General features: G+C 70.0%; 15 protein-coding genes and 1 tRNA gene. 10 read left to right on the top strand and 6 right to left on the bottom strand.

All coding sequences use genetic code 11. The features are described from left to right. The first annotated feature begins 29 nt into the window (after window positions 1–29). From ACZ561_RS28785 to ACZ561_RS28760, 6 genes are all read left to right on the top strand, one after another. Window positions 30–917: a helix-turn-helix transcriptional regulator gene (locus tag ACZ561_RS28785; RefSeq protein ID WP_471000189.1), complete on the top strand. Its 888-nt coding sequence runs from the start codon at window positions 30–32 to the stop codon at window positions 915–917. 11 nt (window positions 918–928) lie between these two features. Further along, entirely contained in the window at window positions 929–1,234 is a 306-nt protein-coding gene (locus ACZ561_RS28780) for a chorismate mutase (RefSeq protein WP_329121787.1), read from the top strand. Window positions 1,235–1,250: 16 nt separating this feature from the next. After that, window positions 1,251–2,240, top strand: coding sequence for an asparaginase (locus ACZ561_RS28775; RefSeq protein ID WP_471000186.1), 990 nt, complete (start codon window positions 1,251–1,253; stop codon window positions 2,238–2,240). Window positions 2,241–2,376: 136 nt separating this feature from the next. After that, on the top strand, window positions 2,377–4,872 hold the full coding sequence (gene pepN, locus ACZ561_RS28770; protein ID WP_471000184.1) for an aminopeptidase N: 2,496 nt from the start codon (window positions 2,377–2,379) through the stop codon (window positions 4,870–4,872). 176 nt (window positions 4,873–5,048) lie between these two features. Next, on the top strand, window positions 5,049–6,449 hold the full coding sequence (locus ACZ561_RS28765; RefSeq protein WP_471000182.1) for a pyridoxal phosphate-dependent decarboxylase family protein: 1,401 nt from the start codon (window positions 5,049–5,051) through the stop codon (window positions 6,447–6,449). Then, window positions 6,446–7,858 (top strand): lysine N(6)-hydroxylase/L-ornithine N(5)-oxygenase family protein, encoded by a 1,413-nt coding sequence (locus tag ACZ561_RS28760; RefSeq protein WP_471000180.1) that lies wholly within the window; start codon window positions 6,446–6,448, stop codon window positions 7,856–7,858. Before ACZ561_RS28765 ends, ACZ561_RS28760 begins: the two co-directional genes overlap by 4 nt. A gap of 10 nt (window positions 7,859–7,868) precedes the next feature. Here ACZ561_RS28760 and ACZ561_RS28755 read toward each other — a convergent pair whose 3' ends face one another. Further along, window positions 7,869–9,668, bottom strand: coding sequence for a bifunctional metallophosphatase/5'-nucleotidase (locus ACZ561_RS28755; protein ID WP_471000178.1), 1,800 nt, complete (start codon window positions 9,666–9,668; stop codon window positions 7,869–7,871). 152 nt (window positions 9,669–9,820) lie between these two features. On the opposite strand from ACZ561_RS28755, the gene ACZ561_RS28750 reads away from it, so the two are divergent. From ACZ561_RS28750 to ACZ561_RS28740, 3 genes are all read left to right on the top strand, one after another. Next, a complete protein-coding gene (locus ACZ561_RS28750; RefSeq protein ID WP_471000176.1) occupies window positions 9,821–10,492 on the top strand; it encodes an SIMPL domain-containing protein in 672 nt (223 codons plus the stop codon). A gap of 222 nt (window positions 10,493–10,714) precedes the next feature. After that, entirely contained in the window at window positions 10,715–12,151 is a 1,437-nt protein-coding gene (gene pyk / locus ACZ561_RS28745; RefSeq protein WP_471000174.1) for a pyruvate kinase, read from the top strand. A 54-nt stretch (window positions 12,152–12,205) separates the two neighbouring features. Next, a complete protein-coding gene (locus ACZ561_RS28740; protein ID WP_471000172.1) occupies window positions 12,206–13,159 on the top strand; it encodes a DUF4331 family protein in 954 nt (317 codons plus the stop codon). On the opposite strand, the gene ACZ561_RS28735 is transcribed toward ACZ561_RS28740, so the two are convergent. Further along, a complete protein-coding gene (locus ACZ561_RS28735) occupies window positions 13,160–13,942 on the bottom strand; it encodes a transcriptional regulator (RefSeq protein WP_471000170.1) in 783 nt (260 codons plus the stop codon). A 110-nt stretch (window positions 13,943–14,052) separates the two neighbouring features. Then, a tRNA-Leu gene (locus tag ACZ561_RS28730) sits at window positions 14,053–14,125 on the bottom strand. A gap of 99 nt (window positions 14,126–14,224) precedes the next feature. Here ACZ561_RS28730 and ACZ561_RS28725 point away from each other — a divergent pair. Beyond that, on the top strand, window positions 14,225–14,881 hold the full coding sequence (locus ACZ561_RS28725; protein ID WP_471000168.1) for an ANTAR domain-containing response regulator: 657 nt from the start codon (window positions 14,225–14,227) through the stop codon (window positions 14,879–14,881). A gap of 69 nt (window positions 14,882–14,950) precedes the next feature. On the opposite strand, the gene ACZ561_RS28720 is transcribed toward ACZ561_RS28725, so the two are convergent. Genes ACZ561_RS28720 through ACZ561_RS28710 form a run of 3 tightly spaced genes read right to left on the bottom strand, consistent with a single transcriptional unit; the run spans window position 14,951 to window position 18,488 of the window. Further along, complete coding sequence (locus ACZ561_RS28720) at window positions 14,951–15,667, bottom strand: ABC transporter ATP-binding protein (RefSeq protein ID WP_471000166.1); 717 nt, start codon at window positions 15,665–15,667, stop codon at window positions 14,951–14,953. Beyond that, window positions 15,664–16,716 (bottom strand): ABC transporter ATP-binding protein, encoded by a 1,053-nt coding sequence (locus ACZ561_RS28715; RefSeq protein ID WP_471000406.1) that lies wholly within the window; start codon window positions 16,714–16,716, stop codon window positions 15,664–15,666. The genes ACZ561_RS28720 and ACZ561_RS28715 overlap by 4 nt, the downstream gene beginning before the upstream one ends. Before the next feature lie 5 nt (window positions 16,717–16,721). Next, on the bottom strand, window positions 16,722–18,488 hold the full coding sequence (locus tag ACZ561_RS28710; protein ID WP_471000403.1) for a branched-chain amino acid ABC transporter permease: 1,767 nt from the start codon (window positions 18,486–18,488) through the stop codon (window positions 16,722–16,724). Window position 18,489: the final 1 nt, after the last annotated feature.

The following is an 18,489-nucleotide window of genomic DNA, read 5'->3' as shown; positions in this document are numbered from 1 at the left end:
TTTGGACGGAAGAAAGGCAGGCACGGCGGATGTACCACACCTGGATGCGCTACTTCACGCCCAGCCCGATCCACCACCGCCTCGGGCTCGTCTGCTTCGGCGTCGGACTGCAGCACGGCGCCCTGCCCACCGTCGGCCCTCGCACACTCGACCACCATGTGGCCGTCGTGGTCAGCGCCGGCAGCGGCTGGTACCGGGGCCCGGACGGCCGGCGCACCACCGTGACGGCGCCCGCCCTGATCTGGCTCACCCCCGGCGTACCGCACCACTACTCCGCCGACCCGGAGACCGGCTGGGACGAGTCCTTCGTCGACTTCGGCGGCCCCGCCACCACCACCTACACCGAGCTCGGCTACATCGAACCGGACCGGCCCGTCGTGCCCCTCTCCGACGCGGCCGCCCCGCGCGCCGCCATCGGCCGCATCGCCCGGGCCGCCCGCCGCGGAAACCCTCTCCTCGAGGTCGAGACCGGGGCAGCCGTCCACGAACTCCTCGTCGCCCTGCGCCGCGCCCGCGCCGACACCAACGCCGACGGGGACCCCATCCTCACCGCCCTCGCCCGCGACGCCTTCCAGCCGCTGTCCGTCGCCGAACACGCCGCCCGGCACGGCATGACCCCCGCCGAGCTGCGCACCGCCGTGCGGCGCACCGCCGGCTGCAGCCCCAAGGACTACCTGCTCTCCATACGCCTCGGACGCGCCAAGGAGCTCCTCGCCGCCACGGAACTGCCCGTCGCCGCCGTCGCCCGCCGCGTCGGCTACGACGACCCGGCCTACTTCTCCCGGCTCTTCACCCGCAGGGTCGGCACCGCCCCCATCCGATTCCGGGAACAGCAGGGGCGCACCGTCCCGGGCGGCTGGAGCAACCAGATCCCGGATCCCGAACACCCTCCGACGATCGCCACCCGATCCGTCTAAGCTCGCTGCTCATGAGTGAGATCGACGAGTCCGTCACGGCGGAACTGACCCGGCTGCGCGAAAGCATCGACAACATCGACGCGGCGGTCGTCCACATGCTCGCCGAGCGCTTCAAATGCACGCAGCAGGTAGGCGTCCTCAAGGCGAAGCACCAGCTGCCGCCCGCCGACCCGGCCCGCGAGGCCAGCCAGATCGCCCGGCTGCGCGAACTGGCCGAGAGCGCGAAACTGGACCCGGCGTTCGCGGAGAAGCTGCTGAACTTCATCATCGCGGAGGTCATCCGCCACCACGAGACGATCGCGGACGGAGCACGCTGATGAACGGAGCGGGCCGGTGAGCCGCGTCACTGTCTTCACCCTGGGCGGAACGATCTCCGCGCGCGGCGGCGACGCCTCACGCCTGACAGGGGCGGAGGTCCTGGCCGGACTCGGCGCCCCCGACATCGACGTGGAACTCCGCGACGTCCGCCGGCTGCCCAGTTCCTCCCTGTCCTTCGAGGACCTCGCCGCCGTCGCGCACGAGGTACGGGGGGCCGTCGCGGCCGGCTCGGGCGTCGTCGTCGTCCAGGGCACCGACACCCTGGAGGAGACCGCCTTCCTCCTCGACCTGCTCTGCGTCACCAGCGAACCGATCGTCGTCACCGGCGCGATGCGCCGCCCCGACCTGCCCGGCGCCGACGGCCCGGCCAACCTGGCCGCCGCCCTCGCCGTCGCCGCCGACCCCGGCTGCCGGGATCTCGGCGTCCTCGTGGTCCTGGCCGACGAGATCCACGCCGCCCGCCTCGCCCGCAAGACCCACACCACGTCCGTCACCACCTTCGCCTCCCCGGGCGCGGGCCCGCTCGGCGCGGTCGTCGAGGGCGAGCCGCGCATCCTCCTGCGCCCGACCGGCACCAGCGCGATCCACCCCCTCAGTCTCGATCCGGCGGTACGGGTCGCCCTGATCACCCTCACCGTCGGTGACCGCGGCGAACTCCTGGAGGCCGTCGACTCCCGCTTCGACGGCCTCGTCGTGGCCGCCTTCGGCGCGGGGCACGTCCCCTCCTGGCTCGTCGAGCCCCTCGCCGACCTCGCCACCCGCATCCCCGTCGTCCTCGCCTCCCGCACGGGCGCCGGCACCACCCTCTCCCGTACCTACCGCGGACCCGGCTCCGAGCACGACCTCCTGCACCACGGCCTCGTCCCCGCCGGTCCCCTCGACCCGGCCAAGGCCCGCCTCCTCCTGCACGCCCTGCTCTCCTCCGGCGCCAAAGGCCCCGCGGGCTACGACCGCCCCGGCATCACGGCGGCCTTCGCCCATGTGAACGGAACCGGCCTCGCGTAGGGGGTCCGGAGGTCTGTCGGCCCCGGCCGGGCGCTCCCGCCCCCGTCCGCCGACCCCTCGGCGCAACCCCGTGGTCCGCTGAGCTGTCAGCGGAACCCCCGTGCCCCTCGACCACCCCATCGGGCAGCATGGGCCCATGTCCGTACTGACGCGCGACGAAGCGCAGACCCGTGCCCAGCTCCTCGACGTCCAGCACTACACGGTCGACCTCGACCTCACCACCGGCGACGAGACCTTCGAATCGACCACCCTCATCCGGTTCACCACCCGCACCGCCGGGGACACCTTCGTCGAGCTGAAGCCCGTCACCCTCCGCTCCGCCACGCTCGACGGCACCGCCCTCGACCCCGCGACGCTCGTCGAGAACCGCCTCCCGCTCGCCGCCCTCGCCGCCGGGGAGCACGAGCTGCGCATCGAGGCGCAGATGCGGTACTCCCGCACCGGCGAGGGAATGCACCGCTTCACGGACCCCACCGACGGCGAGTCGTACGTCTACACCCAGCTCTTCATGGAGGACGTCCAACGCGTCTTCGCCGCCTTCGACCAGCCCGACCTCAAGGCCGTCTTCGACGTGAGCGTCAAGGCCCCCGAGGGCTGGACCGTCCTCGCCAACGGCATCACCGAGCAGCAGGCCGACGGCCGCTGGAAGGCAGCGACCACCCCGCTCCTCTCCACGTACTTCGTCTGCGTCGCCGCCGGCCCCTGGCACTCCGTCCGCACCGAGCACGCCGGACTGCCCTTCGGCATCCACTGCCGCCGCTCCCTCGCCCCCTTCCTCGACGCCGACGCCGACGAGATCCTCGACATCACCAAGGCCCTCTTCGACCGCTTCCACGAGAAGTTCGAGGAGCCCTACCCCTTCGACTCGTACGACCAGGCCTTCGTCCCCGAGTTCAACGCCGGCGCCATGGAGAACCCCGGCCTCGTCACCTTCCGCGACGAGTTCGTCTACCGCTCCGCCGTCACCGTCACCGAGCGCCAGACCCGCGCCATGGTCATCGCCCACGAGATGGCCCACATGTGGTTCGGCGACCTGGTCACCCTGCGCTGGTGGGACGACATCTGGCTGAACGAGTCCTTCGCCGAGTACATGGGCTACCAGACCGTCAACGAGGCGTGCTCCGAGCGCTTCCCCGACACCTGGATCGACTTCGGCATCGAGCGCAAGGCATGGGGCTACGACGCCGACCAGCGCCCCTCCACCCACCCCGTCGCCCCCGACCCGGACGCCGTCCCCGACACCGCCTCCGCGCTGCTCAACTTCGACGGCATCTCCTACGCCAAGGGCGCCTCCGCGCTGCGCCAGCTCGTCGCCTGGATGGGGGAGAAGGACTTCCTCACCGGCATCAACACCCACTTCAAGCGCCACCGGTTCGGCAACGCCACCCTCGCCGACTTCATCGACAACCTCGCCTCCGCCACCGACCGCGACGTCCACGGCTGGGCCGAGCAGTGGCTGCGCACCACCGGCGTCGACACCCTCACCCCCGAACTCGGCGGCGACGAGACCCGCACCACCCTCACCGTGCGCCACGACGGCAGCCGCCCGCACCGCATCACCGTCGGCGTCTACGACCGCGACCTGGTCGAGGCCAAGCGGCTCGTCCCGCGCGAGCGCGTCGAAGTGGACGTCCCTCAGACGGAGCCCCTCGACCTCCCCGGCCCGCGCCCCGCGCTCGTCGTCCTCAACGAGGGCGACCTCACCTACGCCAAGGTACGCCTGGACGAGGCCTCGCTGGAGACCGCCCTGCGGACCCTCTCCGGCATCCCGGACGCCCTCACCCGCGCGATCGTCTGGAACACCCTGCGCGACATGGTCCGCGACGGCGAACTGGAGCCCTCGGCCTACCTGGAGACGGCCCTGGCCCACCTCCCCGAGGAGACCGACCTCGCCATCGTGCAGGGCGTCCTCGCCTTCGCCCGTACCCAGATCGCCGACCGCTACGTCTCCGTCGAAGAGCGCCCCGCCGCGCTGACCCTGCTCACCGGCCTCGCCCGCGACCTCCTCCGCCGCACCGAGGACGGCGAGAACCCCGGACTTCGGCTCACAGCCGTCCGTACGTTCATCAGCGGCGCGACCCAGCCCGACGCCATCGCCGCCTGGCTCGCCGACGGAACCGTCCCCGGCGGCCCCGAGATCGACCCGGAACTGCGCTGGCGCATCCTCGCCCGGCTCGCCGTCCTCGGCGCGATCGACGAGACCGCGATCGACACGGAGCTGGAGCGCGACCCCAGCGCCACCGGCCAGGAGGGCGCGGCCCGCTGTCGCGCCGCACTGCCGAACGCGGAGGCGAAGGCGGCCGCCTGGTCCCGCCTCTTCGACTCGGACGACCTGTCCAACTACCTCTTCACGGCGACCGCCCAGGGGTTCTGGCAGCCCGAACAGGGCGACCTGGTACGGGAGTACGTGCCCCGCTTCTACCCGGCCGCCACCGCCCTCGGCGCCCGCCGCGGCCCCGCGATGGCCGAGGCGGCGGGCCGCTACGCCTTCCCGATGTACGCGATCGACCAGGAGTCCCTGTCCCTGGGCGACCACCACCTCACGGACGAAGCCCTGACCCCGGCACTCCACCGCAAACTGGTGGACCAACTCGACGACCTCCGCCGAGCGCTGCGGGTCCGCACCGCCTGACTCGGGCGGGGGCGATCGTCCCGCAGGTCCGAGGGACGCCAGGCACACCCCACCAGCCGGCCGCCCCCGAACGCCCACCACGAGGGACAGGGCCTTGTCCAGGCCCTGTCCCTCGTTCGGGTTACATGATCCTGCCCAACGGACAAACCCCCAGAACCCCCGACAGGCTCGTGCCCATGCGTGCCTCACCCCCACCCCTCGCCGGAGGCGAGACCGGCGCCGACGCCATGCGCCCCCTCCTGGACACCGTCCTCGACGCCCTGCGCGAAGGCGCCCACGCGCGCGGCGGGCCGATCCCGGCCGGTGGACCGGACGCGGTCGCCGCCCGGGTACGGGACGCACTGGGGGAGGCACTCCCGGAGGTCGGCACCGACCCCGCCACCACCCTCCACACCCTGGTCCGCGCCCTGGCGGAAGGCGCCGCCGACCCCGCACACCCGCTCTGCGCCGCCCACCTCCACACCCCGCCCCTCGCGCTCGCCGCCGCCTCCGACCTCGCCGCGTCCGCGCTCAACCCCTCCATGGACTCCTGGGACCAGGCACCCGCCGCCTCCGCCCTGGAAGAGCTGGTCACCCAGGCTCTCGCCAAGGCCGCGTACCCCACTGCGCCCCACCCCGACGCCCTCGTCACCACCGGCGGCACCGAGTCCAACCAGCTCGCCCTCCTCCTCGCCCGCGAGCGCCACGGCCCCGGCCACCCCCTCCAGGTCGTCGTCGGAGCCAACGCCCACCACTCCTTCCGCCGCGCCGCCTGGCTGCTCGGCCTCCCCGAGCCGGTGACCGTGCCCACCCCCAACGGCACCCTCGACCCCGTCGCCCTCGACGAGGCACTCACCGACCTCCCCGGCCCCCTCCTCGTCGCCGCCACCGCGGGCACCACCGACACCGGCCGCATCGACCCGCTCCCCGAGATCGCCACGCTCTGCGAGGCCCACCACGCCGAACTCCACGTCGACGCGGCCTACGGCGGAGCCGCCCTCTTCAGCGACACCCACCGACCCCTCCTCGCCGGCCTCGACCACGCCCGCTCCGTCACACTCGACCTGCACAAACTCGGCTGGCAGCCGGTCGCCGCCGGACTCCTCGCCGTCCGTGACACGACCGACCTCGCCGCCCTCTCCCATACGGCCGACTACCTCAACGCCGACGACGACACCGAGGCCGGTCTCCCCGACCTCCTCGGCCGCTCCGTGCGCACCACCCGCCGCCCCGACATCCTCAAGATCGCCGTCACGCTGCGCGCCCTCGGCCGCTCCGGACTCGGTGCGCTCGTCGACCGGGTCTGCGCGCTCGCCCAGCACCTGGCAGACCTCGTCGAGAAGGCCCCCGCCCTGGAGCTCTACGAGCGTCCGACGCTGACGACCGTCCTGTTCCGGCCCACGAACGCCGACGACACCACCGTCGCCGCGATCCGCCGCACCCTTCTCGCCGAGGGCCGCGCGGTCCTCGGCCGGGCCCACGAGGACGGCCGGCTCTGGCTCAAGGCCACCCTGCTCAACCCCCACGCCACCCCCGGCGACCTCGAAGAGGTCCTCGCCCTCGTAGAAGCCCTGACGGAAGGCAGCACCGACCGATGACGGCCAGCACCCCCCAGCGAGACCTCGATCAGCCCCACGATCTGGTGGGCATCGGCATCGGACCCTTCAACCTCTCCCTCGCCGCGCTCGCCGACGGCGTCCCCGGAAGCCTCGCGGCCACCTTCTTCGAGCAGAGCCCGGCCTTCCACTGGCACCCCGGCCTCCTCATCGAGGGCGCCACCCTCCAAGTCCCCTTCCTCGCCGACCTGGTGACCCTCGCCGACCCCGCCAGTCCCTGGTCCTTCCTCAACTACCTGCGCACCCGCGAACGGCTCTTCCCCTTTTACTTCGCGGAGAAGTTCCACATCCAGCGCGCCGAGTACGACGCCTACTGCCGCTGGGTCAGCACCCGGCTCCCCGGCCTGCACTTCGGCCACCAGGTCGACTCCGTCCGCTGGAACCCCGAACGCTCCCTGTTCGAGGTCGACTTCACCCAGCTCGACGCCGAGGGCGAGGCCGAGGCGCTGGGGCGCGCGTACACCCGGAACGTCGTCCTCGGCGTCGGCACCGAGCCGTACGTCCCCGAGCCCCTGAAGCCGCTCGCCGCCGCCCCGAACGTCCCCGTCATCCACTCCGCCGAATACCTCGACCACCGCGAACGGCTCCTCGCCGCCGAACACGTCACCGTCATCGGCTCCGGCCAGTCCGGGGCCGAGATCTTCCTCGACCTGCTCAAGACCAGGCCCGCGGGGGCCGAGAAGATCCACTGGCTGGCGCGGACGGAGGCCTTCGCGCCGATGGAGTACTCCAAGCTCGGCCTGGAGCACTTCACCCCCGACTACACCCGCTATTTCCACTCCCTGCCCGAGCCCGTCCGCAACGAACTCGTCCCCCGCCAATGGCAGTTGCACAAGGGCATCGACGCGGACACCATCGCCGCCATCCACGAGGAGCTCTACCGGCGCACCCTGCACGGCGGCTGGCCGGACGCCGTCCTCACCCCCGGCGTCCAGGTCCGCACCGCCGGACGGGTCGCCACCACCAAGGTGGAACTGCACCTGGAACACACGCAGGAAGGCACCCGCTCCCGACTCACCACCGACGCCGTCGTCCTCGCCACCGGCTACCGGGAGCGCCCGCTCGGCCGGATGCTCGCCGGACTCGACCCGTACACACGCCACGACTCCGCCGGCCGGGCCAGGATCGACGGCGAGTTCCGGCTCGTCCTCGACGATTCCGTCACCGGCTCCGTCTATGTGCAGAACGCCGAGAAGCACACCCACGGCGTCGGCGCCCCCGACCTCGGGCTCGCCGCCTGGCGCAGCGCCACCATCCTCAACTCGCTCACCGGCAAGGAGCCGTACCCGCTGCCGCGCCGCACCGCCTTCACCAGCTTCGGCCTGGAACGGCGAGAGGCGCCACGCGTCCCGGCCCAGGGCCAGGCGCTGACGCCTCTCACACAGAGCTGAACCGCCCGGCTCAGAACACGGGCACACCACCCCGGGTCAGCTTCCAGTCCACCGAAGCGAACTGGCCCGGGTCGATCGAACCCTTCGCCTTCACCCACTGGATGATCGTGTTGCGGATCTCGTCCGAGTCGGCCCACAACTGCTTGGCGTTCGCGACGTGCGGGAACGCGCCACCACCGCTGGCACGGTAGTTGTTCACGGCCAACACGAACTGCGCGGCCGGGTCGATCGGCTCGCCGCCGAAGGACAGGTTCACGATCCGCGAGCCGGCCGGCTCGGCGATGTCGATCTCGTACGTCACCCCGTACACGGCGTCGTAGTTGTAGTCCGGAGTACCGTCCGCGTTCGTCAGCTTCGCGGTGTCCACAGGCGCCCCCGCCGGCGTCCGCACGTAGTACCGCGCCGAGAACTCCAGATAGTCCTTGATCTGGGCACCCGTCAGAAGACGGGCCTCCAGGGTGTTCTCGAAGACATAGAGGCCGGCCGCGTCCCTGATCGTGACCTGACCCGCCGGGATCGCCGCCGTACGGGAGAAGCAGGACGCCTGCGAGAGGACCGGCAGGGCCGCGTACTCGCCGCCGGCCAACGCCGCCTTCACCGTCTCGGCCTGGACGTGGTTGATCAGGTCGATGATCGGCTCGTCCTTCCACGGCGCCTCGGCCGTGGCCATGGTCGCGGTGGAGGTGCCGATGATCTGGTTGACGTACGCGACGACCTTCTTGTGCTCGTCCGAGAGCAGCCCGACGATCTTCGCGTCCTCCTCCACCGTGTTGGAGTTCAGGACCTGGGCGCCGACCTTCTCGACGACCCAGCGGCCCTTCTGCCACACGAGCTCGAAGTCGAAGAGGGTGAGGCGCTGCCCCCACTTCAGCGGCTCGGACAGCACGACGTCCTTGCCGGTCTCCTTGTTCTTCACCCGGTACTCCGGGATCTCGGTGTGCGCGTGCCCCACGAGGATCGCGTCGATCCCGGGGACCTGCTCGGCGACGAGACCAGCCGCGTTCTCGACGTACGGCAGCTGGTCACCGTACGAGGACGTACCACTGGAACCGCTGTGCGCCGACACGACCACCACGTCCGCACCCATCGAGCGCAGCCTCGGCACCCACTTCGCCGCCTGCTCCTCCAGACCCGGGAAGACCATCTTCCCGCTGACGTTGGCCTTGTCCCAGATCGCGATCCCGGGGTTGGTCAGACCGAGCACCGCGACCTTCACGTCCCGGCCGTGCGGGGTGCGCAGCCGGTGCATGCTGTACGGCGGGAACGCCGGCCGCAGCGTCTTCGCGTCCAGCGCGTTGGCACCGAGCAGCGGGAAGTCGCACTGCTCCTCGAACTTCCGCAGCACCGGGATGCCGTAGTTGAACTCATGGTTGCCGAGGGCGGCGGCGTCGTAGCCGATGGCGTTCATCGCCTGCGCCATGGGGTGCACGGGACCGCGGCGGGCCGTGATCGGGTCGACCTTGGCGTAGTAGTACGACAGCTGGGTGCCCTGGATGGTGTCACCGGCGTCGATGAGAAGCGTGTTGCGCTTCCCCTTCGCCTTGCGCACCTGTTCGACGAGGGTGGAGATCTTCGCCAGACCGACATCGTTGTGCGCCTTGTCGTCGAACTCCTTGTCGGTGAAGTAGTCCCAGTTGAAGACGTTCCCGTGCAGATCGGTCGTGCCCATCACGGTGAAGGAGTACCGCTTGGCCGGCCTGGTGTGAGGTCCGTGGGCCTGCGCCGGCGCGGCGGCGACCCCCGTGGTGAGGGCGGCTCCGGCTCCGACGGCGACGGAGCTCTCCAGGAACGTCCGACGGTTCAGCGGCATGTGTTCTCCTTGGTCCAGTGGCGCACAACGCGCGTAGATTCTGGCCCACCCGTCACGTCGACAACAGAGGTATCGGGTTACGGAGTGGGAAAGTGTTCGGGACCGCAGCAGCGGTTCGCGTAGTTCGCACCGTTCGTACGAGGGAGACCGCCGTGACGAGTGAACACCCCACCCCCGAGGCCCCCCAGATCACCGTACGCGGTGAGGCACGGCTGGAGGTCGACCCCGAGATCGCGCGCATCGGCGTGACGGTCGGCGCGCGCGGGACGGACCGCGGCGCGGCGCTCGCGGATCTGACCCGCCGCAACTCCCAGGCGCTCGAGCTCGTCAAGTCCTACGGGCAGGCAGTCGAGAAGGTCGAGACGGGAGCGTTCTCGATCGCTCCGGAGCTGGGCCGACACGGCCGCGCCGAGCGGGTCCGGGCCTACCACGGCCGAGTCCACATCACCGCGGAACTCAACGACTTCACGGCACTGGGGGAGCTGACGAGCCGTCTCGCCGACCTGGAGATGACCGGCGTCGACGGCCCGTGGTGGGCACTACGCCCCGACTCGCCCTCGTACCGCCAGGCGCGCACACAGGCGGTGGGGGAGGCGGTCCAGCGGGCCCGCGAGTACGCGGCCGCCCTCGGAACCACCCTCTCCGCCCTGCTCGAACTGTCGGACACGGGCCTGATCCCGCCGCCCGCGCCGGTGGGCGGCATGAGGATGGCGTTCGCAGCGGAGTCCGTCGACACCGCCCCACCCCTGGACCTCGAGCCACAGCGTCAGACGGTCACCGCCGAGGTGACGGCCCGATTCACAGTGCGGCCGCCGGTGCTGTGAGGCCCCCCGGTCCGGTACGAGCCCCTCGTGTCCCGGCCCTCCTCGGCGGTGCGACTCCGTCACCCGAGGCTCCGATCTCGCACTGTGATCAACTCCTGATGCGTGCTCATCGGAGCAGGGATGCGCACACTTAAACACTTGTCAATAACCCTTCACTCAAAGGTTGTTGAACAGACATGCCCGGCCACTTCTCTACCCACCGGTAAGCCCTAGGCTCGAACCATGCGCCGAGCAAAGATCGTTTGCACCCTGGGCCCCGCCACCGACACATACGACCAGATCAAGGCACTGGTCGAAGCGGGAATGGACGTCGCCCGATTCAACCTCAGCCACGGCAGCTACGCCGAACACGAAGAGCGCTACCAGCGCGTACGCAAAGCCTCCGACGAGACCGGCCGCAGCATCGGCGTCCTCGCCGACCTTCAAGGCCCGAAGATCCGGCTCGGCCGCTTCCGCGAAGGCCCCGTACTCCTCGAACGAGGCGACGACTTCACCATCACCGTCGAACCCGTCGAAGGCGACCGCCACATCTGCGGCACCACCTACGACGGCCTCGCCACCGACGTCACCACCGGCGAGCGCATCCTCGTCGACGACGGACGCGTCACCCTCGAAGTCACCTCCGTCGACGGACCCCGCGTCCACACCCGCGTCGTCGAAGGCGGCATGGTCTCCGACAACAAGGGCCTCAACCTGCCCGGAGTCGCCGTCTCCGTCCCCGCCCTCTCCGAGAAAGACATCGACGACCTCCGCTGGGCACTGCGCACCGGCGCCGACATCATCGCCCTCTCCTTCGTCCGCAGCGGCCGCGACATCGACGACGTCCACCGCATCATGGACGAAGAGGGCCGCCGCCTCCCGGTCATCGCCAAGATCGAGAAGCCCCAGGCCGTCACGAACATCGACGACATCGTCGCCGCCTTCGACGGCATCATGGTCGCCCGCGGCGACCTCGGCGTCGAGATGCCCCTCGAACAGGTCCCGATCGTCCAGAAGCGCGCCATCAAGCTCGCCAAACGCAACGCCAAACCGGTCATCGTAGCCACCCAGATGCTCGACTCCATGATCGACAACTCCCGACCCACACGCGCCGAGGCAAGCGACGTCGCCAACGCCGTCATCGACGGCACCGACGCCGTCATGCTCTCCGGCGAGACCAGCGTCGGCAAATACCCCATCGAAACCGTCCGCACCATGGGCCGAATCGTCGAGGCCGCAGAGGAGGACGTCCTCGCCAAGGGCCTCCCACCACTCACCGACCGGAACAAACCCCGTACACAGGGCGGAGCCGTCGCCCGCGCCGCCGCCGAAATGGGCGACTTCCTCGGCGCCAAACTCCTCGTCGCCTTCACCCAGTCCGGCGACACCGTCAAACGCCTCTCCCGCTACCGCTCGCCCATCCCCCTGCTTGCCTTCACACCCGACCCGGCCACCCGCTCCCAGCTCAACCTCACCTGGGGCGTCGAGACCTTCCTCGGCCCGCACGTCGACTCCACCGACGCCATGGTCGCCCAGGTCGACGAAGAACTCCTCCGGATCGGCCGCTGCCGGAAGGGCGACGTCGTCGTCATCACCGCCGGCTCCCCGCCCGGCCTCCCCGGCTCCACCAACCTCGTCCGTGTCCACCACATCGGCGAGGACGACAGCCCGAAGGAGTGACCACGGCGGCCCCGTCGCGCCCCGACCCCCCGGTCCTACCGCGAAGGTGACGCCATGTCACACCACCTCAGCGGCCCCCACCTGCGCTCCCCGATGGACGACGCCCGCCTGGACCTGACCGACCTCTTCGCCTTCACCGTCCCCGGCGGGCGCACCGCGCTCATCATGAACGTCAACCCGATCGCACCCACCGGCGGCACCGCGTTCCACCCCGACGCGGTCTACCGCATCAACGTCGACACCGACGGCGACAACCAGGCCGACATCGCCTTCAGCTTCACCTTCTCCGACCCCGCGGAGGACGGCGAGCAGACCCTCACCCTCCACCGCGCCACCGGCACCGAGGCCCGCGCCCACGAAGCAGCCGGCACCCCGCTCTTCACCGACGTCCCCGTCTCCTTCGGCCGTGAACTGTCCGTCACCGAAGCCGACGGCTACAAGGTCTCCGCCGGACTGCGCAGCGACCCCTTCTTCGCCGACCTCGACGGCATCGTCGCCGACTTCACCTGGACCGGCACCGACTGGGGCGCCGACAAGAACGTCTTCGGCATCGCCCTCGAAATGCCCGACGCCGAACTCGGCGACAACCCGAAGATCGGTGTCTGGGCCCGCGTCAGCCTCCACGTGGACGGCGAACTGAAGTCCGTCGACCGCGGAGCCCACCCCTCCCTCACCGCGTACCTCAACGCGGAAGAGGCCAAGGACGCCTACAACGAAGGGGAACCGGCCGACGACTGGGCGACCTACCTCGAACCCTGGAAGGCCGCCCTCGCCCACACCGGCGGCTACACCCCGGGCGACGCGGAGGAGGCCCTGCGTACCGTCCTCCCGGACGTCCTGCACTACGACCGCGGGCGCCCCGCCTCCTACCCCAACGGCCGCACGCTGACCGACGACGTCACATCGGCCCGTCTGGACATGATCTCCAACGGCAGGGTCGTCTCGGACCACATCGGCCCCCACACCGACCTGCTGCCGCACTTCCCCTACCTGGGAACGCCGCACTGATCAGTGCTTCGCGCCGACGTGCAGGTCCATGAGAGCGACGGAGGCCTTGCGGGCGACGGAGATGTTCTGCGCGGTGCGCGACTGGTTGGTGGCCTTCCACTCGACACCGACGCGGTCGAGGGCGGCGGTGAGGAGCCCGATGATGTCGGCGGACGAGTTGGTGAAGAAGTAGCGGGGGTACTCGTACCGCTTGCGCTCACCGCCGACGATGCGGGTGGTCCAGTTGGTGATCCGGCATCCGTCGGAGTGGATGAGCCCCCGGATGAACGCCCATGGGTGCGCGTCGACAATCCCCTGCTGCCAGGGTTCGAGCGCGATGCGCCGCTCGTGCTTCTTGCCCGGGCCGTGCTGGGGGAAGAGGCACGTCCAGTGTCGCCCGTAGCTGGTGACCATCACGCACCCTTGCTTCTGCAGGACGTAGGCGCTCCCCTCGGGGCGTACGGCCTTGATCGCCTCGCGGCACTGCTCGATCAGTCCGGGCCAGGCGTCCGCGCAGGCGATGCGTAAGTAGTGGCCGCCCCGGGGGTGATCGCTGATGCAGCCGTCGCCCAAGTAGAGCCCGAGCAGGTAGGAGTACGCGATCGCGTCGTCGGGCAGCCCTGGAGTCGGTCGGCACCTGGGGCAAGGCGCGGTCTGCGCGCCGACGCGGGGGAGCGGTTCAAGTCGCTTGCCCCAGGCGCGTAGAGCGGCGCGGGAGACACCCGTCTGCTTGCTGACGGAGTTGAGGCTGTGTCCCTCGGCGACGAGCGCCAGAGTGCGCTTGCGCGTCTCGAGGTCGTACATGGATGCGAGCCTGGTCGGATTGCGGCTCGCGCGAAGGGAATCGAAGAGACGTTCACTGTGACGAGTGAAGATCGCCAAGCCCCTTCGAAACCTTGGAATCGAAGGGGAAGTGCCCCGGGTGGGATTCGAACCCACGCTGTATGGTGTTTGAGACCATCGCCTCTTCCGCTGGGCTACCGGGGCTCCTTCGAAACGAAGGTCAATGGCAACCTGCTGTGTCTCAAACATACAGGACCTAGGTAGGCTCATGTAGCAGTACCTGCCCCGCAACGAGGAGCCCCCGTGACCGCCCCCGAGTCGCCCCAGCCCGCCGACGACAACGATGCATCGCACGTCCCGCCGCTGACGACCCGTGTCGTCATCGCCGAGGACGAGGCCCTCATCCGCCTCGATCTCAAAGAGATGCTCGAAGAAGAGGGCTACTCGGTCGTCGGCGAGGCCGGCGACGGTGCCCGGGCCGTCGAGCTCGCGCGGGAGCACCGCCCCGACCTCGTCATCCTCGATGTGAAGATGCCCGTCCTGGACGGGATCTCCGCGGCCGAGAAGATCGCGGGGGAGTCCATCGCACCCGTCCTGATGCTCACCGCCTTCTCGCAGCGCGACCTCGTCGAGCGGGCGCGGGACGCCGGTGCCATGGCGTACCTGGTGAAGCCGTTCAGCAAGAGCGACGTCGTGCCGGCCATCGAGATGGCCGTGTCCCGGTTCGCGGAGTTGCGCGCGCTGGAGAAGGAGGTCGCGGACCTCTCGCAGCGGCTGGAGACCCGCAAGCTCGTCGACCGGGCGAAGAGCATCCTGCAGACGCAGTACGGCCTCACCGAGCCAGCCGCGTTCCGGTGGATTCAGAAGACGTCCATGGACCGGCGTATGTCGATGCAGCAGGTCGCCGAGGCGGTCATCGAGGACGCCGAGGAGAAGAAGGCGGCGAAGGGCCAGCAGTAGTCGTGCCGTATACAGGAGAAGGCCCGTCCCACAACGTTGTGGGGCGGGCCTTCTGTCTGTGGTGCGGTTCTACTCCTCGCCGAGGTAGGTCTTGCGGACCTCGTCGTCGTGGAGCAGGTCCTGGCCGGTGCCGGAGAGCTTGATGGAGCCGACCTCCAGGACGTAGCCGTAGTCCGCGAGGGACAGGGCGGCCTGGGCGTTCTGCTCGATGAGCAGGATGGTCATGCCTTCGGCCTTGAGGGTGGCGATGGTCTCCATGATCTTCTGCATCATGATCGGGGAGAGGCCCATGGAGGGCTCGTCGAGCATGAGCAGCTTGGGCTGGGACATCAACGCGCGGCCCATGGCCAGCATCTGCTGCTCACCGCCGGAGAGCGTGCCGGCGGCCTGCTTGCGACGTTCGCCCAGGATGGGGAAGAGGTCGTAGGCGCGCTGGACGTCCTTCTCGATGCCGTCCTTGTCCTTGCGGAGGAAGGCGCCGAGCTGGAGGTTCTCGGCGATGGTCAGCTTCGGGAAGATGTGCCGGCCCTCGGGGGAGTGGGCCATTCCGAGGGAGACCACCTTGTGGGCGGGGATGCCGTTGAGCACCTGGCCGTCGAAGGTGATCTTTCCGCTCGCGGGCTTGATGAGGCCCGAGAGGGTGCGCAGGGTGGTGGTCTTGCCGGCGCCGTTGGTGCCGATCAGGGTGACGACCTGACCGGCGTCGACGGAGAAGGAGATGCCCTTGACGGCCTCGATCTTGCCGTAGGCGACCCTGAGGTCCTCGACCTCGAGAAGAGCGGTCACTTGGAGTCTCCTTCGGTGGTGCTTTCCGCTGCCGGAGCGTCGTCGGCGTCGGCGGCGTCCTCGGCCTCGGGGGCTTCGGGAGCCTCGTCGGCCGGGGCCTCGGGGGCTTCGGGAGCCTCGTCGGCTTCGGCCTCGGCGGCTTCGGCCTCGGCGGGAGCCTCAGCTTCAGTCTCCGCTTGTGCCTCCGCCTCGGCGTGTGCCTCCGCCGCCTCGACCTCCGCGACCTCCTCCGCGCCCGGCGCGCCCTCGAACGGCGTACCGAGGTAGGCCGCGACGACGCGCTCGTCGCCCTGGACGACCTCGGATGTGCCCTCGACGAGCTTCTCGCCCTGGACGAGCACCGCGACGCGGTCGCACAGGTTGAAGATGAACTTCATGTCGTGCTCGATGACCAGGACGGCGATGCCCTTGTCACGGATCGCGAAGACGAGCTCCTCGGTCGTGCGGGTCTCGTTCTGGTTCATGCCGGCCGTCGGCTCGTCGAGGAGCAGCAGGCCGGGGTCGCTCGCCAGCGCCCGGGCGATCTCCAGCTTGCGCTGTTCGCCGTAGGGCAGGTTGCGGGCGAGGTGCTCCGCCTTGCTCGCCAGGCCGACGAACTCCAGGAGCTCCATGGCGCGTTCGCGCGAGGCGACCTCCGCCTTCTTGAAGCCGGGGCCGCGCAGGAGCGCGGACCAGAGGCCCTCCTTGGTCCGGGTGTGGCGTCCGACGAGGACGTTCTCCAGGACCGTCATGTTGGAGAAGAGGCGGATGTTCTGGAAGGTGCGGGCGATGCCGGCCTTGGTGACCAGGTGCGGCTTGGGCGGCAGCACGGTCCCCTTGTAGCTGACCGTTCCCTCGGTGGGGACGTACAGGCCGGTCAGGCAGTTGAAGAACGTGGTCTTGCCGGCGCCGTTGGGGCCGATCAGACCGACGATCTCGCCCTCGCGGACGGTCAGGTCCACTCCGCGTACGGCGGTGAGGCCGCCGAAGCGCATGGTGACACCGCTGGCGTCGAGGACCGTGGCGGCGGTGGACGCCGCTGCCGTGGTTTCCGTGGTGGTGGTCGTCATGGCGTTCACGCCCCCGCCTTCGAGGTTCCGACGATGGGGTCGGCGGGGGGCCGCTGCTCCGGTACGTCGAGCTTGTCGGCGTTCTCGTCGTGCTCGTGGTACTCGAGCTGGGCGCGCCGGTTGGGGATGAGGCCCTCCGGGCGGAAGCGCATCAGCAGGATGAGCGCGAGACCGAACGCGAGGAGCTGGTAGTCCTTCAGGAAGGCCAGCTTCTCGGGGATGAGGAAGAGCAGTGCCGCGCCGAGGAGCGGACCGCGGATGGTGCCCATGCCGCCGAGGATGACGGCCGCGAGAAGGAACGCGGAGTTCGGGGCGACGGGGCCGGCGAACACGTACATCTCGGGGAGGACCGTGCCCTGGAAGTGGGCCTGGACCGTGCCGGCGACGCCGGCGAGGGTGGCGCCGAGGGCGAAGGCGATGAGCTTGACCCGGAAGCCGTTGATGCCCATGGCGGTCGCCGCGGTCTCGTCCTCGCGGATGGCGACCCAGGCGCGGCCGATGCGGGAGTCCTGCGCCCGGCTGAAGACCAGCACGACGAAGACCATCACCAGCAGCATGAGCAGGTAGTAGTTGGCGTACGAGCCGAGTTCCACGCCGAGGATGGTGTGGGTCTCGCCGAAGTCGTACCCGAAGATGTTCAGCGCCGGGATGTTCGGGATGCCGTTGGGGCCGTTGGTGATCTGCGGACCGTTGTCGCCGTCCATGTTGTTGACGGTGATACGGAAGATCTCACCGAAGCCGAGCGTCACGATGGCCAGGTAGTCACCGTGCAGCCGCAGGGTCGGCGCGCCGATGATGACGCCGAAGATCAGCGAGGCGATCGCGCCGATGATCATGGCGACCCAGAACGGGAGCTGGATGTCGAACGCGGAGGCGGTCGATCCCGAGACGAGGGCGGCCGTGTAGGCGCCGACGCCGAGGAACGCGACGTATCCGAGGTCGAGCAGACCCGCCAGGCCGACGACGACGTTCAGACCGAGGGCGACCGTGGCGAAGATCAGGATCTGTACCGCGATCACGGTGAACGTGTCGGTGGTCTGGGTGAAGGGGAAGACGGCCGCGGCGGCGAACGCCGCGACGGCGGCGATCTGCTTGTTCTTCGATGCGATGGCCGAGATACGGCTGACGAGGCCGGACTTGTTGAGCGCGGCCGCGCCGAAGCCCGCGAGGAGCAGGTAGCCGATGAAGAGCTCGGGGTCCTCGGTCGAGATGCCGTACGTGACGGCGTACATGCCGATCGCGAACGCGACGACGATGATGAGGATCTCGGCCCAGGAGGGGATCTCCTTGGGCTTCGCCGGCTTGCGGGAGTCGTCCTTGAGCGAGAACGAGGCCAGCGGGATCAGTACCGCGACGAAGGCCACGTACGCACCGGGCTCCCAGTGCGCGATGCCGCCGAGCTGCGCCGCGATGGCGATCACGGTGTACCAGGTGGTGCCGAGCGCGCCGAGGGCGAGGAACTGCAGGGTCTTCGCCGAGCCGCCGGGGGTGAGCCAGCGCAGGCCCTTGATGCCGAGCCCGGAGAGGGCGAAGGCGATCAGGAGGAGGCCCGCGACGAGGGTGAGGACCTGGAGGCCGCCGGGGTAGCCGTTGACCGTGAGGTCGCCGGGGAACTCGGTGGTGTACGTCCAGGCGAGGAAGGTGCTCGCGATGGTGGCGAGGCCGCCGGCGGCGATGATCCAGTGGAGGAGGCCCGTGCTCTTGGCGTCGGTGTTCTCCACGATGCCGGACTCCTGGGGAGTCTCGGGGGTCTTGGTGAGGTCGGTCGTCATC

The sequence above is a fragment of the Streptomyces sp. NPDC039609 genome (genome assembly GCF_055596705.1).
The sequence above is the reverse complement of the archived record's forward strand: the minus strand, read 5'-3'. Positions and strand labels throughout refer to the sequence as shown.